The following is a 15,888-nucleotide window of genomic DNA, read 5'->3' on the forward strand; positions in this document are numbered from 1 at the left end:
GAAGACTAGCCGTCGCCGGTCTCATCCGGCGCGACCGGCCCCGGGGCCTCAGGGCCGGTGCAGGCCGGCCGCGACCACCTTGGCGTGTTCGTCCCTGGCGAGGCTGCGCATCCTTGCCGCCAACGCCTTGAAACCGGCGTCGTCGCGCCAGGCCTCGAAGACCGGGTCGCGCTCGACCAGCCAGGCCTGGCGGAAGCCTTCTTCGTCCATGGCTTCCCGCAGGTAGCCCAGGCTGCGCTCGCGATCACCGGCGATGGCGGCAACGCGCGCGAGCTCGATCGAGCCGCTCATGTTGTTCACGACCTGGCCGCCGTCAGCCTCGATCCTTTCCAGGAAGCTCGTAAGCTCGGCAAGCCGGGCATCCGCTTCGGGCTTCCCTTCCCGGTCGTCCAGCCAGGTCAGCAGGATCAGCGGCGCCACGTTCTGCAGGGTCAAGGGCTGGCCCTCGCGATAACTGCCGAGCCTGAGCGCATCGTTCAAGGCCCTTCGGGCCGCGGGCCACTCCTCCCGTCCGATCGCCGCGCTTGCCCGCAGGTACGCGCCCACGTAGCCACCGCTGGCGTCGGCCAGGACGTCCAGGGCCGCTGCGTCGCCACGCGCCTCGGCGATGGCGCGGCGGGCCAGCAGCTCCCAGCGATTGTCCGCCCCGCGCGCGCGGGAGGCGGCGACCCAGGCATCCGCCATTGCGCCGTCGCCCATCTCGACACCCAGGATGGCCAGCCAGGCCGCCGAGTACGGATCACCCGGGCGTTCGGCGTGCACGCGCACCAGGTGGGCGGCAGCGTCCGCCAGCCTTCCCTGCATCCTGCGCAGGGAAGCCATCTCTTCTTCGGCGTAGTCGTTGCCAGGGGCATCCCGAAGAATGTCGCCCAATACCTGCTCCGCCTCGTCCAGCCGACGATTCGTCGTCAGACGGCTGGCCAGGCGGGCGCGGTAGAACACCGACAGTGGATCAAGCGCGACCGCGCGCCGCTGCACCTCGACGGCGCGACGGGGTTCGCCCGTGTCCAGCAGTGCATCGGCATAGAGGTTGTAGGCGACGACATGGTTCGGGCTGGTCGCCAGGATGTCTTCGAACAGCGCCGCCGCCCGCTGCTGGTCGTTGTAATAGCGGTCGGTGACCATGGCCATCGCCGTCTTGGCTTCGGCCGACTGTGGATCAAGCTCCAGCGCGCGCCGCGCCGCCTGTTCCGCGCGGGGAAAGGCCTCGGTAGCGCGGAAGCCGCCGTAGTCCTCGAGCCAGACCCAGGCTTCGGCGATGCCGCCGTAGGCAGCCGCGAATTCGTCATCGAGCGCCAGGGCCTGTTCGTACAGATCGATGGCCTTGAGCAGGCCTTCGCGCGTGGGCTGGCGTCCTTCCTGCCGACCGCGCAGGTACAGGTCGTAGGCGGCGACGTTGGTCGTGCGACCGGCGGTTTCTTCTTCGATATCGAGCTGGAGCTTGAGCGCATCGACGATGGCGGTTGCGATTTCGTCCTGCACCGCGAAAATATTGTCGACCTTGCGGTCGTAACTTTCCGACCACAGGTGGAAGCCGTCGCTGACCTTGATCAGCTGGGCGGTGATGCGCATCTGGTCGCCACTCTTGCGCACCGATCCCTCGAGCACGGCATCCACGCCCAGCGCCCGCCCGATCTCGCCGATGTCCGCGTCCCCGTCCTTGAACTTGAACGACGAGGTTCGCGCCGCGACCTTCAGGCCATCGATGCGCGCAAGCACGTTCAGCAGTTCCTCGGACACGCCTTCGGCGAAGTAGGCCTGGTCCTGGTCGGCGCTGAGGTCGTCGAAGGCAAGCACGGCGATCGATCGCAACGGCGCATCAACAAGGGCCGGGGCAGGTTCGTCGCCCGTGTTAGCGCTCGACGGGACTGCGGCAATCTCGCCCGCGGAGGGCACGCCCGACCCCGACCTACCCCAAAGCATCATGGCTGCGACGGCAACGAGCAGCACGATCACCGCGATGTCGAGCTTGCGCGCGGTGTGATCGACGGTGTTCGCCGGGGGTTCGACCTCGCTTTCGCGGCGCAGTCCCTGGGGAGTCATCTCGAACACCCACGCCAACACCAGCGCCGGCACGAAGCCCAGCGCGAGCAACACGACCAGCGACTGCAGCACCCAGTCGGGCGTCTTGAATATCGGCAGCAAGGTCTCCGCGATCTGCACCAGCAGCCAGGCGCCGACGAGGTAAAGCCCGGCCACCCGGATGACGTTTCGGCGGCGCAGTTCGGCGAGAAACTTCACTATCCCACTCCTGTTTCGTTGGTGGCGGCGTCAGTCACAGCGGAAGTCATCGGCCCCGAGCGGCTGGCACTGGGGCGGGAAGCCGGCCTTGCGCCAGTAGTCGTGGACGCCACTGCTGATCATGAAGCGCTTGAACTGGGGTGACTGGCGATAACGATGAACCTGCTGGCTCCACAGCACGGGTGGAACCGGGAGCAGGTCGTAGGCACCCAGCGGCAGCATGATCAGCACGACATAGCCGTTGTCCACGTCGATGCCTTCGCGCGCCGCAAACTCCAGGACGTCACGCACCAGTTCGCCATGGTCGGCGTCGAGGTTCTGGAACGCGTCGTAGAGCGCATCGTGCCGCGTCCAGCGCGGCAGGTATCTGGACTGGTTGCTGGCGAACACGAAGGCCGCTTTCTGGTCGTAAAGCGCCAACAGTTCGAAGTTGGCGTACTGGTCGGTGATGGCGCCGCGGTCGAAGGCGGCGAGATAGGTCCGCCAGGCCTCGTCATGGCGACCCAACGTCATTAGCAGGTCGTATTCGTTCTCCGTGCATGCGGCGGCGGTCGGGTCCACCTCGACACAGCGCCGGAACGAAGCGAGCGCCTGCTCCGACTCACCCACGAACGCGTGCATCAGTCCGGCCCAGTTGAGCGTATCGGGGTTGTTGGGGTCTATCTCCAGCGAGCGCTCGTAGTCCGCGAACACCGCGACCAGGTCCTCCCTCGAAAGGTTCCGCTGCGCCGACCGTGAGCGCATGTTGGCCTTCACCGACAAGGCGAGTGCGCTGTCCGGTTCCAGCGCCAGGGCCCGGTCGGCGAACGTCTTGCCGCGTTCGGCCAACTCCTGGGCCGTCAGCGGTGTGTCGGTGTATTCGCCGAGCAGCAGCTGCACGCCGGCCCGAAGCGCCCAGGCCGGTGCGTACTGCGGGTCCTGCTGCAGCGATTGTTCCAGCAGCTGGTCGGCGGCTTGAAGCTGCCGGCGCGCACGCACCAGGGCGCGCGCCTTGAGGTAGTTGTCGTAGGCGCCGAGGTTGGTGGTAGCGCTGGCGCGGCTGACTTCGCCCATCCGGGCGCTCGGCAGCTCCTTGACCAGGGCCGCGACGATGTCACGGGAAATTTCGTCCTGGATCGCGAACACGTTCTCGGCCGTCAGCGGGCGATCGAAGGTTTCCGACCACAGGTGGCGGTCGGTTTCGGCATCGATCAACTGTGCGGTGATGCGCAGCGTGTCGCCCGCCCGGCGCACACTGCCTTCCAGCACGTGGCGCACGCCGAGCTGGCGGGCGATGGCCGGAATGCCCAGGTCCTCCTGGCCCTTGAATGCGAAAGCCGAAGTGCGCGACGCCACCTGCAATCCCTCGACCTTGGTAAGCACGTTGAGGATTTCTTCGGCCATGCCGTCCGAGAAATAGGCCTGGTCGCCGGCCTGCGACAGGTCGGCGAAGGGCAGCACGGCAATGCTGGCCATGCCCGCGCGGGAATCGGGAGCGTCTGTCGCCGAACCTGCAACGTCCTCGGCCGCTTCGCTATCGGCCAGCTCGGCCGGCGCCGGAACCGGCATCGTCGGCTTGAACAGCACCAGCGCAGCCACCGCCAGCAGCAGGATGATCACCGCGACGTCCAGCTTGCGCGCCGTGTGGTGGGCCACGCCGAGCGAGCGATCAATCTCGCTTTCCCGCTTCAGGCCATCGGGCGTGAACTCGAACACCCAGGCGAATGTCACCGCCGGCACGAAACCCAGCGCCAACACGATGATGATCGCGCGCAACACCCAGTCGGGAACGCCGAACGCCGGCAGCAGCGTCTCCGCCACCTGCACGACCAGCCACGCGCCCACCAGGTACAGCCCCGCCATGCGGATGACGTTGCGGCGGCGGAGTTCGGCAAAGAAATCAGTCATTGCCGCGTGCCTCCAGCCATTGCTCGTAGTCGGCCTTCATCGCCAGCCAGCGCGGATGCGCGTACAGCGGCTCCAGTCCCGGCTCGACGGAGAACCAGCCGTAGGTATGGGGGCTGAAGGTTTCGGTCAGGAGCTCGAGGTAGTGCAGCGCGCGCTCGGGATCGCCGGCGCGGGCAAAGGCAACCGCCAGCGAATGATGTATGCGCCGCGAGCCCCAGACATCGCGGCGGGCGTTCCGGAGGAAATCGGCCTCCGCCGAACGGACGCCCGCCAGGTCGCCCTGCATGCCCGGCAGGTCGCAGGGGAAGTAGTAGGCGTTTCCCAGCCAGCGTGATGGATAGGGGTCGTCCTGCAGGGCCATTCTTTGCCCAATCTCATCAAGCAGTCGCGTGGCCTCGGCCTGCCGTCCCAGGGCGAGCATGGCCTGGGCTTGCACCATGGCGTAGGCCTCGGGGAAATCGCCCTGGCTGCGCTGGTCCTCCGGCCAGATCGCCGGCGACAGCGCATGGGCAATGCGTTCGGGTTCGCGGCTCTTGATCGCTACTCTCGCCGGCGCGGCCACGAAGTTGTTCAGCGGGCCCTCCACCCTGGCCCAGGCGGTATCGAGGTCGCCCTGCTCTTCGGCGATCCAGATGGCGCGGGCCTGTGTATCGGCATCGAGCTTCCTGGCACGTTCCAGCATGGCCTCCGCGCCGGCGAAGTCGCCCCGTGCGATGAACAGGATTTCGACCAGCGCGATCATCACGTCCGTTGCCTGCGGGTCGACGGCCAACGAGCGCTCCAGGTAGGAGAAGGCATCATCGAACCGCCCATCGCGACGGGCGACGTAGCCGCTGGCTTCCAGCGCCTCGGCGTGGTCGGGCACGCGGTCGAGGATAGTCCGCAGGACGGCGTCCGCACGCGCGTAATCCAGGTCGCCCAGGTAGTACTCGTAGGCCTGCGCCATCAGGGTTTCGAGGTTGTCGGGCGCCAGTCGCTGCGCCGCGGCCAGGCTGGTGCGCGCGTCCTCGCGCCAGGACCGCGGCCCCACCGCCAGCCAATTGCCAAGCAGCTGGACGCGCGCCTTGCGGGCATGGGCCTCCGCGAAGCCGGGGTCCAGGGCGATGGCGCGGTCGTACGCAGCGATTCCCTGCATGGCCGCTTCGGTGGAAATCGACGTGAGGTCGGAGGCCAGCCGGCCGCGTAGATAGGCGTCGTACGCCGCCAGGTTCTGCGTGGACCCGGCGCGAAGCGCATCGGCCTCCTCCTTGCTCAGTGCCACCTGCATCGCTTGGGCAACGGCCTGGGCGATGTCGGCCTGGATCGAAAAGATGGTTTCGGTGGTCAGTTCGCGGTCGTAGTTCTCGGCCCACAGGTGCAGATCGCTTTCACCGTCGATCAGCTGGACGTTCACCCGGACCTGGTCTCCGGCGCGCTGCACGGCGCCTTCCAGCACCACGGATGCGCCCAGTTCCGCAGCGATTTCCGGGACGGACAGCTCTGAATCGGCGTAGCGCATCATCGAGGTGCGTGAGATCACCTTGAATGCGGACACCTTGGACAGCTGGGTCAGCAGGTCGTCGTGGATGCCCTCGGCGAAGTAGGCGTCTTCGGCGCGCGCGCTGCGGTTGCGGAAGGGCAGTACGGCGATCAGACCGGGCTCGCGCGCCTGCGCAGGACCGTTGGATTCATTGTGCGCGGTGGCTTCAAGGCCATTCGCGGGCGTTGCAGCCGGCAATTCGGAAACCGGGGGCTGCGCGGGTGGTTCATCACGCGGCCAGTAACGATCGGCGGCAATAACCACCAGCAACACCAGCACGCCGGCCAGGGTCAGCCGGTCCATCCGCCGGGCCGTACGTGATCCGGCCGGATTAGCGGCATCGGCCCCGGCATCGCGCTTTAGGCCATCGGGCGTGATCTCGAAGACCCAGCTGAAAACAAGCGCCGGAATGAACCCCAGCGCCAGCACGATGATGATGGCGCGCAGCATCCAGCCCGGCACGTCGAACGCGGGCAGCACTGTTTCGGCCACCTGCACGATCAACCACGCGCCCACCAGGTAGAGCCCCGCCATGCGGATGACGTTGCGGCGGCGCAGTTCGGCGAACAGGCTCATCGGCCGTACCCGCTGCAGTCGAGCCGACGGCCGGCGGGATCATCCACGGGCCGGCAGCCGGGCGGATAGCCCCGTTGCTCCCAGAACCCCACTACGCCGTCCGCCTGCATCAGCGCGAAGAACCGGGGATCCTCGCGCAGCCAGCCCATCGAAGGCAGCCAGGCCGACGTACTGACCCTGAGACGTCTGCTTGGCTCATCGACCATGGCGAAGATCCGATCCCGATCCCGGAACATCAGGGCCGAAGGAAGCTCGATTTCCGCCCTCAGCCTCGGCTCCAGTGCCTCCGTCCTGGTGAAGAATGCCGGCCTCTGCGAGGAATCCTCCCGCGCCGCCAGCATTGCAGCCAGCAAATCGGGGGCAGCCTGCGGGTCGTCCCGGGCATTCGTCACGATCGCGTGCCAGGCCATCAACAGTGGCCGGGCTTCTTCAAGTCTGTCCGCATTGGCCAGTCCTACGCCGATGACACTCGACCAGAACGGAAGCTCACTCAGCTCCACGGCGCGGTCGGCCAGCCGCGCGCCGTCCTGCCATCGTCCCTGGGCCGCGAGCGCCACGCCCAGCCAACCATTGTTGATTGCCACGAGTGGATCCTGGGCATGGGCACTTTCCAGGTGTTTCTGGGCGATTTCGGCGTGGCCCAGCTGGATCCATGCCAGCCCAAGCCACAGGCGCGCCGAGGTGTCGGCGGTAACGCGTTCCGCCGCCTGCTCAAGCAAGGCAAGTCCCTCGACCAGTTTTTCGGCGCTGCCCTCGTCCATGAATATCTGCCCCTGGACGGCCAGCGCCAGGCCATGCCCGGGATCGAGCGACAAGGCCTTCCGGGCAGCCACCTTCGCGTCCGACCTCAGCTGTGCACGATCGAGTTCGGACGGATAACCGCCCGCGCCGACCACGTAGTTGACCGCGCCAAGATAGGCCCAGGCCTCGAGGAACGCTGGGTCGCGCTCCACCGCGAAGCGCAGGTCGGCGATGGCCTCGTCCAAGTCCACGCGCCGGTAGAAACGCGTGCGTCCGCGCAGGAAGCGTTCGTAGGCCTCGAGGTCGGCGGTTGGCGCCGCGACCGAAACCCGTCGCACCCCAAGCACGCCCTGCAATTCACTGGCGATCGACTGGGCGATTTCCTCCTGCACGGCGAAGATGTCGGCCAGCTCGCGGTCATAGGTCTGCGACCACAGGTGCCCGTCGGTCTGCGAATCGATCAGCTGGGCGGTGATGCGCACGCGTTGGCCCTGCTTGCGCACCGAGCCCTCCAGCACGTGGCGCACGTCCAGTGCTTGCGCGATCTCGGGAATGGGCGTGGCCTTGCCCTTGAACGAAAACGCCGACGTGCGCGAAGCGACCCGCAAGCCCTCGACGCGCGAGAGCAGGTTGAGCAGCTCTTCGGAAATGCCGTCGGCAAAGTATTCATTCTCGGCATCGGGGCTCATGTTGGCGAAGGCCAGCACCGCCACCGATGCCGAGGCATCGGCGTCTTCTGCCGGCGCCGGCAACGACAGGGCAGGTCCCGTGCCTGCCGCCGGTTCCGGCGCAACCGGTTTCCAGAGCATCAGCCCGCCAATGCCAAGCAGCAGCACGATCACCGCGATGTCGAGCTTGCGCGCGGTGTGCTGCGTATTGGCCCCGGCGTTTTCCAGCGTCTTCTCGCGCTTGAGTCCCTCCGGCGTCAGCTCGAACACCCAGGCAAACACCAGCGCCGGCACGAAGCCGATCGCCAGCACCAGGATGAGGGCCCTAAGCACCCAGCCTGGCACGTCGAAGGCCGGCAGCACGGTTTCGGCCACCTGCACGACCAGCCAGGCAGCGACCAGGTAGAAACCGGCGATGCGGATCACGTTGCGTCGGCTGAGTTCGGCGAACAGGCTCATCGGTCGCACTCCAGTTGCGGTGGCGCCGTGGCGGCGAGGTGACACACGTCGGGTTCGCCATGTTCCGCCCAGAACTCGGGCAGGCCGCGGGTGGCGCCGATTTCGAGGAAACGGGGGTGTTCGCGGAACGCCCTGGCCTCGGGCGACCACACCAGCATCAGCAGCAGCTGGCCGGAGCCCGGCTTGGGGCGCAGGGCCTCTTCGATGGCCGGTTCGGTCAGACCCGCGAGCAGGTTCAGCACGGTCCAGTCGTAATCGGGGAAGGTCGCCGCGGCTTCGGCCAGCACCAGGCGGGCAGCACGGTGCTGCGAGGGATTGGCAATCATGCTCGCCAGCTCTTCGTGCACGACGCGCTCGCCGGCACCGATGCGGCCGTCTTCCCGCACCCAGTCCGCATAGCGGCGTTCGATCTCGGTGCCGTCACCTTCGATCAGCGCCAGCTTGAGCAGCCAGACGGCGGCCGGACCGCGCCAGCCCAGTGCGTGCGCCCGCTCGAGGTTGGCCCGGGCCTGCGCGTGCTGGCCCTGCATCAGTTCCGTGGCGCCCAGCCAGCCCAGCTGGATGCCGCTGAGCGGGTCGAGCTGGCGGGCGCGGTCGAAGGCATCGTGTGCCGCGCTGACGTGACCGGCCTCGAGCAGGGTCAGGCCCTTCCACACCCAGGAATTGGCGCTGTTGGGCTGCGCCGCCAGCGCCGCCTCCACCAGGGCCAACGATTCCAGCCGCTCGCCCGCATCGGCGGCCAGTCTCGAACGCACGGCCAGCGCGGCGGGCAGTTCCGGCACCAGGGCCAGGGCGCGGCCGGCAGCGGCATCTGCGCGCGCGCTGGCCTCGTCGGTCGGCGTGGCGAGATAGCTGGGCATGACGTATTCGATGCTGGCCAGCGTGGCCCAGGCGTCGGCGAACGCTGGGTCCCTTTCCACCGCCTGCAGGATCAGGCTTCGGGCGGACTCAAGATTGCTGCCACGCAGGGCGAACAGCTGGCGGCCGCGCAGGTAGAGCTCATACGCCTGCAGATCCTGGGTGGCCGGCGCCACTTCCACGGTCCGCACGCCCAACGACGTCGCCAGGGCGTCGGCGATGGCCTGGGATATCTCTTCCTGCACTCTGAAGATGTCCTCGAGCTTGCGGTCGAAGGTGGCCGACCACAGCAACTGGTCGTCGGCCGCGCCCACCAACTGCGCGCTGATGCGCACGCTGTCGCCCTGGCGCCGCACGGAACCACTGACGAGGTTGGCAACGCCAAGCTGCGCGGCGATCTCGCGGCTGTCGAGCTTGGTATCCCGGAACAGGAAGGACGAGCTGCGCGAGGTGACCTTCAGGCCCGGCACGCGGGCCAGCACGTTGATCAGCTCTTCGGACAAGCCATCGGAGAAGTATTCCTGCTCCGGGTCGGCGCTCATGTTGACGAAAGGCAGCAGCGCGATCGAATGCGGATCCACCGGCCGCGGGGCGGCCGGCGCCGCTTCTGCCGGCGCGGTCGTCCCGACGACGAAGCCGGGCTCGGGGCCATGGCCAATGATGAATTGCCGCAGCAAGGTCAGGCTCAGCGCGGCCAGCGCCAGCACGACAGTCATCTGGTCGATGCGGCGGGCGGTGCGCGCGTCGTGCTCGGGGTCCACGAGGGCGCTGCCGCGCCAGGCAAACCACAGTGTCGGCAACAGGGCCAGCAGCAGCCCCCACACGACCCACTGCACGCCCGACAGCGGCAGCCCCAGGGCCGGAAACAGCAGGTTGGCCATGGCCAACAGCAACCACGACAGCGCCAGCCAGGCCAGCACGGCACGAATGATTTTCCGACGACGGTGTTTTCGTATCGAACTCACCTGTCACAAGCCCCCTGGCCCGACGGGGAGTGGCGAGCGGCGGCGCCACGTCAGCGCTCCCCCGAGCCGCAGGCCAGCATAGACGCCGCTTACAGGGCGTACAAACTGGCCGAATACGCTGTTGTACGCCGTTTCGCGAGCGATTCCCGGCCTTGCACGGGTGAGCCCATGCATTTCGCATGGGTCCGGGCGCCCGGCGCCGGCGATTTGCCATCCCTGGTTATCAAGCCCCGAACGACTGTCATGTCGGATCAATAACTTGCGCGCCATGGAGGCCGCTGGCACGGATGCTGCTGTCTCCACCCGGACCCACTTTCCCGGAACCTGGCCATGACCCTGTTGATCCGTGAAGACCTGACCGACGCCGACCTGGCCTGGGCTGCCCAGTCGTTCGCCCCCCGCGATGCGGCAGCCGTCGCCGCCCCGCCCTCCCCCACGCGCAGCCGGACCCGGACCCTGATGGGCCTGGGCTCACTGGCCGCCGCCGCGGGGCTGGCCCTGGCCCTGTCGGCCAACGTCGGCGCCACCGCCCCGCAGCGTGCCCCGGACACCCTCGCCGGCGTCACCCTGCGTGAGGCGGTGGCGCCGGGCTGGACGGTGCAGGCGTCGGTACAGGACCAGCTGCGCGCGGAGCTGACCGGCACCGACGTGGCGTTTTCGCTGCTCTCGGCCCAGGCCACCCGCCTCGACCAGGGCGGACGGCGCTTCGATGGCGCCGGCCTGGCCCGGCTCGGCGGCCACGACACCCGCTTCGTCGCCTTTACCCTGTCGCTGGACCCCGATGGCCGGGTCACTGCCTTCCACTACGGCCTGGCTGCCGGCGGTGAAACCGACGACGTTCTCGCGGTCCGCTGAGTCCCTCGTGGCCGGGGCTACAATGCCGGCCATGGATATCTTCAAGAGCTTCACCCTCGAGGCCGCGCACCGGCTGCCCAACGTGCCGTCCGGCCACAAGTGCGCGCGCGTGCACGGCCACAGCTTCAGGGTGGAGCTGCACGTTTCGGGCGAGGTGGGTGCCGACACGGGCTGGGTGATGGACTTCGGCGACATCAAGGCGGCCTTCAGGCCGCTGTACGACCAGCTCGACCACCATTACCTCAACGACATCGCCGGCCTGGAAAACCCGACCAGCGAAAACCTCGCGATCTGGATCTGGGACAAGCTGCAGCCGGCCCTGCCCGGCCTTTCGGCCGTGGTCGTGCACGAAACCTGCACCTCGGGCTGCCGCTACACCGGCCAGGACTGAACGCGGCGGTTTATTCCGCCGCCACGCCAGTCAGCTCGGCGCTCAGCGCCAGCAGTTTCGCCTGCGCTTCCGGATCCTGGCCCTGCGGATCCATCGTGTCGCGCGGCACGCCACCTTCCAGGTGGAAGGCGCCGGCTTCCAGCGTCGGCGCCCTGGCCAGCCCCATCACGTGGTCCACGCCGTCCTGCACCGTCGTACGCGGCGGGATACCGATGCCCTTGACCATGGTCGTGTCCATCAGCGTGGCCGGGTGCAGGGAGATCATGGTGATGCCATCGGCCAGGAACGCGGGCGCCAGCGCCTTGGTCATCGTCGCCTGGGCCTGCTTGCTCTGGCCGTAACCGCGGGCGGCGGCACCTTCGGCTTCGAGCATCACGTCGTCGAAGTCGATCGGCGCCGAGCTGCCGGACGACACGTTGATGATGCGCGAAGGCGCGGCGGCCTTCAGGGCCGGCCGCAGCTTGTGCACCAGCACCCAGCCGGCCAGGTAGTTCACGGCGAACTGCAGTTCGTGGCCGTCCTGGCTGGTGCGGCGCTTGCCGTCGTTGAAGGCGACGCCGGCGTTGTTGACCAGCAGGTCGAGCTTGGGGGCCTCGCGGCCAACGGCGTCGGCGAAGTCGCGCACGGCCTGCATCGAGGAAAAGTCGCCGGCGATGAAACTCGCCGAGCCAGTTCCCGACGCGGTGATTTCGTCCACCAGCGCCTGGCCGCGTTCCGCGCTGCGGCCGTGCACGATGACGTGGGCGCCTTCGGCGGCGAAGCTTCGCGCCAGTTCCCGGCCCAGGCCGTCGGTGGAGCCGGTGACCAGCACGGTCTTGCCGGCGTATGAAACGGGTTCCTGGGCCATGGCGCCCACGGGAAGCATCGAAAGGGCGGCGGACAACAAGCCGATCAGCGAAAAACGCATGGCGCGAACTCCTGCGGGTGGGCTGGAGCAGCGTAGGCCCGGTTGGGGCCGGCGGCAAGCCGGCGGGCCGGGCCCTACAGGCAAAGGGCGCTGATTGCTTCCTGAAGGCTGTGGCGCAGCACGTCGCGGTCCTGGCCAGGGTCGCGCACGTAACAGAGGATCAGGCCATCCACCAGGCAGCGCATCACCACCGTGCGGCGGCGCACCGCCTCGGCGTCCAGCGGCTTGCCGGCGGCAATCGCGCTGCGTCGCACCAGGTCCTCGAAATCAATCCAGATCTGCGGCTCCTGCGCCGTGACCACGGCGGCGATGTCCGCATCGCGGGTAGCTTCGGCGGACACTTCCAGGAACAGCGCGGCGTCGAAACCGCCTTCGCAGCTGCCGCCCGGCCCGCTTTCCCGCCAGGCATCGATCTTCTCGAGCAGCCGCTCGACCAGCTCGGAGCAGGTGGCGATGCCCGCCAGGGCCTCGCGGCGCTCCTCGCGCTGCTCGTCGGTGATGGCGCGGATGATCGCCGCCTTGTTGGTGAAATACCGGTAGATCAGGCCCTGGCTCATGCCGGCCGCGCGCGCGATGGCGGCCATGCCGGTGCCATGGAAGCCGCCTTCGGAAAAACACGTGCGCGCCGCCTCGAGGATGCGCGCGCGCTGCACTTCCTGGCGCGCCCGCGCCTTGGCGCCGCCACCGGCCGGCATCGGGCTCATCGGCTGGCTTCCTTGCGGTAGAACACGCGCCGCACCACCACGAAGAACAGCGGGATGAAGAAGATGCCCAGGAAGGTGCCGGTGAGCATGCCGCCGATGACACCGGTGCCGATCGCGCGCTGCGCGCCCGAACCGGCGCCGGTGGCGATGGCCAGGGGCAGCACGCCGAAGCCGAAGGCGATGGATGTCATCAGGATCGGCCGCAGGCGGTCGCGGATGGCGGCCAGCGTGCCGTCGACCAGGTCCATGCCCTTTTCGATGTTGGCCTTGGCGAACTCGATGATCAGCACGGCGTTCTTGCTCGACAGGCCGACCGTGGTGAGCATGCCGACCTGGAAGTAGACGTCGCGCTCGAGCCCGCGCATCCAGGTGAACAGCACCGTGCCCAGGATGCCCAGCGGCACCACCAGCAGCACCGAAGTCGGGATGGTCCAGCTTTCATACAGCGCCGCCAGGCACAGGAAGACGATCAGCAGCGACAGCGCGTACAGCAGCGGCACCTGCGAATCGGCGACGCGCTCCTGGTAGGACGCGCCCGACCATTCCAAGCTGAAGCCAGCCGGCAGTTCTTCCGCCAGGCGCTCCATCTCGGCCATGGCGTCGCCGGAGCTGACGCCCTCGGTGGCCATGCCGGTTACGTTCACCGCCGGTACGCCGTTGTAGCGCTCCAGGCGCGGCGAGCCGTATTCCCAGTGCCAGGTCGCGAACGAGGAGAACGGCACCATCTCGCCCTGGTTGTTGCGCACGTACCAGAGATTGAAGTCCTCGGGCACCATGCGATACGGCGCATCGGCCTGCACGTAGACCCGCTTGACCCGCCCGCGGTCGATGAAGTCGTCGATATAGCGACCACCCCAAGCCACCGACAGCGTGTTGTTGATCTCGGCCACAGACACGCCCAGCGCCGCGGCCTTGTCGTTGTCCACGTCCAGGCGGAACTGCGGCGCGTCCTCCTGGCCGTTGGGCCGCACCTGCATGAGCAGCGGGCTCTGCGCGGCCAGGCCCAGCAGCTGGTTGCGCGCGGCCATCAGCGCTTCGTGGCCCTGGTTCTGGTTGTCCTTGAGGTAGAGGTTGAAACCACCGGTGGTGCCGAGCTCGGTCACCGGCGGCGGCGCCAGCGCGAACACCATGGCGTCCTTGATCTGGCTGAAGGCGCCCATGGCGCGGCCGACCATCGCTGTGACGCTGCCGTCGCCGCTGTTGCGTTCGTCCCAGTCCTTGAGCTTCACGAACACCATGCCGTTGTTCTGGCCGCTGCCGGCGAAGCTGAAGCCCTGCACCGAGAAGGTGGACTCGATGATGTCGGCCTCGTTCTCCAGGTAGTGCTTCTCGACCTGCTCCATCACCTTCTGCGTGCGCTGCTGGGTGGCGCCCACCGGCGTCTGCACGATGGTGAAGGCCACGCCCTGGTCTTCGTCGGGCAGGAAAGACGAGGGCACGATCCGGAACACGGCCACCATCACCACCGCCAGCACCAGGTAGATGGCCAGGAAGCGGCCGCCGCGGCGCAGCATGGTGCCCACGAAACCCTGGTAGCGCTTGTTGCCGGCATCAAAACGATCGTTGAACCACTTGAAGAAGCCCTTCTCGCCGTGGTGTTCGCCCTTCTTGAGCGGCGTGAGCATGGTCGCGCACAGCGCCGGGGTCAGGATGATGGCCACCAGCACCGACAGGCCCATGGCGGACACGATCGTCGCGGTGAACTGGCGGTAGATCACGCCCGTCGAGCCGGTGAGGAAGGCCATGGGGATGAACACGGCCGCCAGCACCAGGCCGATGCCGACCAGGGCGCCGGTGATCTGGTCCATGGACTTGCGCGTGGCTTCGACCGGCGACAGGCCTTCTTCGCTCATCACGCGCTCGACGTTTTCGACCACGACGATGGCGTCGTCCACCAGCAGGCCGATCGCCAGCACCATGGCGAACATGGTCAGCATGTTGATCGAGAACCCCAGCGCCAGCAGGATTCCCAGCGTGCCCAGCAGCACCACCGGAATGGCGATGGTCGGGATGAGGGTGGCGCGGAAGTTCTGCAGGAACAGGAAGATCACCAGGAACACGAGCACGAAGGCCTCGAGCAGGATCTTGACCACCTCGGTGATGGACGCGCGCACGAAGGGCGTGGTGTCGAAGGGGATGACCACCTTCAGGCCCGGCGGGAAGCTTGGCTGCATCCGCTGAATCAGCTCGGCCACGCCGTCGGCCGTGGCCAGGGCGTTGGCATTGGTGGCCAGCGAGATCGCGATGCCCGAGGCCGGCTTGCCGTTGTAGCGGCTGATCACCGAATAACTTTCCGAACCGATCTCGACCCGGGCGATATCGCCCAGGCGTAGCACCGAACCGTCGCTGTTGGCGCGCACGACGATGGCGCGGAACTGTTCCGGCGTCTGCAGGCGGTCCTGGGAAGTGATGGTGGCATTGATCTGCTGGCCGTCGATGGCCGGCGTGCCGCCCAGCTGGCCCACGGCGACCTGGGCGTTCTGTGCCTGGATCGCCGACACCACGTCGCTGGGCGCCAGCCGGTAGGTGTTGAGCTTGCCGGGGTCGAGCCAGATGCGCATGGCGTACTTGCCACCGAACACCTGCACGCTTCCCACGCCCGGCACGCGGCTGAGCGGGTCGACGATGCTGGCCGAGACGTAGTCGGAGATGTCGTTGCGGTCCATCGACCCGTCTTCGGAGACAAAGGCAAGCACCTGCAGGAAGCCGCTCGAGGCCTTGTTCACCGAAATGCCCTGCTGCTGCACGATGCCCGGCAGCAGTGCGGTGGCCAGCTGCAGCTTGTTCTGCACCTGCACCTGGGCGATGTCCGGGTCGGTGCCGGTCTCGAAGGTCAGGGTGACCGACACCGCGCCGTTGGAGGCGCTGGTCGAGGACAGGTAGTCCAGGCCATCCAGGCCGGTCATGGCCTGCTCGATGATCTGGGTCACCGAATTTTCGGCCGCCTGGGCCGACGCGCCCGGGTAGTTGGCGTTGATGGTGATCGTCGGCGGCGCGATCGTCGGGTAGCGCGAGATCGGCAGCTGGGTCAGCGCCAGGCCGCCGGCGAGCATGATGATGATGGCTATCACCCAGGCGAAGATCGGGCGATCGATGAAGAACCTTGCCATGCGCTGG

Annotated in this window: 10 protein-coding genes; 2 read left to right on the forward strand and 8 right to left on the reverse strand. The window is 67.7% G+C overall.

Annotation, left to right across the window (positions count from 1 at the left end; genetic code table 11):
• Positions 1-48 precede the first annotated feature (48 nt).
• From ACYVJH_RS09475 to ACYVJH_RS09495, 5 genes are read right to left on the reverse strand one after another with little or no spacing between them, the layout of a single operon-like run.
• A complete protein-coding gene (locus tag ACYVJH_RS09475; RefSeq protein WP_460454400.1) occupies positions 49-2,241 on the reverse strand; it encodes a hypothetical protein in 2,193 nt (730 codons plus the stop codon).
• A 30-nt stretch (positions 2,242-2,271) separates the two neighbouring features.
• Positions 2,272-4,128 carry a tetratricopeptide repeat protein gene (locus ACYVJH_RS09480; RefSeq protein ID WP_460454401.1) on the reverse strand — a complete coding sequence of 619 codons (1,857 nt, stop codon included), beginning with the start codon at positions 4,126-4,128 and terminating at the stop codon, positions 2,272-2,274.
• The gene (locus ACYVJH_RS09485; protein WP_460454402.1) at positions 4,121-6,223 is read right to left on the reverse strand and encodes a tetratricopeptide repeat protein; all 2,103 of its coding nucleotides are present in this window, start codon (positions 6,221-6,223) and stop codon (positions 4,121-4,123) included. The genes ACYVJH_RS09480 and ACYVJH_RS09485 overlap by 8 nt, the downstream gene beginning before the upstream one ends.
• Complete coding sequence (locus ACYVJH_RS09490) at positions 6,220-8,091, reverse strand: hypothetical protein (protein ID WP_460454403.1); 1,872 nt, start codon at positions 8,089-8,091, stop codon at positions 6,220-6,222. The genes ACYVJH_RS09485 and ACYVJH_RS09490 overlap by 4 nt, the downstream gene beginning before the upstream one ends.
• Positions 8,088-9,869 (reverse strand): tetratricopeptide repeat protein, encoded by a 1,782-nt coding sequence (locus ACYVJH_RS09495; protein WP_460454404.1) that lies wholly within the window; start codon positions 9,867-9,869, stop codon positions 8,088-8,090. Before ACYVJH_RS09495 ends, ACYVJH_RS09490 begins: the two co-directional genes overlap by 4 nt.
• Before the next feature lie 375 nt (positions 9,870-10,244).
• Here ACYVJH_RS09495 and ACYVJH_RS09500 point away from each other — a divergent pair, with 375 nt between their 5' ends.
• Positions 10,245-10,769, forward strand: coding sequence for a hypothetical protein (locus ACYVJH_RS09500; protein WP_460454405.1), 525 nt, complete (start codon positions 10,245-10,247; stop codon positions 10,767-10,769).
• Between the two features lie 31 nt (positions 10,770-10,800).
• Positions 10,801-11,160 carry a 6-carboxytetrahydropterin synthase QueD gene (queD, locus tag ACYVJH_RS09505; RefSeq protein WP_460454406.1) on the forward strand — a complete coding sequence of 120 codons (360 nt, stop codon included), beginning with the start codon at positions 10,801-10,803 and terminating at the stop codon, positions 11,158-11,160.
• Positions 11,161-11,170: 10 nt separating this feature from the next.
• Here the strand turns inward: queD and ACYVJH_RS09510 are convergent, their stop codons facing one another.
• From ACYVJH_RS09510 to ACYVJH_RS09520, 3 genes are all read right to left on the reverse strand, one after another.
• Complete coding sequence (locus tag ACYVJH_RS09510) at positions 11,171-12,067, reverse strand: SDR family NAD(P)-dependent oxidoreductase (protein ID WP_460454407.1); 897 nt, start codon at positions 12,065-12,067, stop codon at positions 11,171-11,173.
• 74 nt (positions 12,068-12,141) lie between these two features.
• Positions 12,142-12,771 (reverse strand): TetR/AcrR family transcriptional regulator, encoded by a 630-nt coding sequence (locus tag ACYVJH_RS09515; RefSeq protein WP_460454408.1) that lies wholly within the window; start codon positions 12,769-12,771, stop codon positions 12,142-12,144.
• On the reverse strand, positions 12,768-15,881 hold the full coding sequence (locus tag ACYVJH_RS09520) for an efflux RND transporter permease subunit (protein WP_460454409.1): 3,114 nt from the start codon (positions 15,879-15,881) through the stop codon (positions 12,768-12,770). The genes ACYVJH_RS09515 and ACYVJH_RS09520 overlap by 4 nt, the downstream gene beginning before the upstream one ends.
• Positions 15,882-15,888 lie beyond the last annotated feature (7 nt).

This window comes from Arenimonas aestuarii (assembly GCF_054781715.1).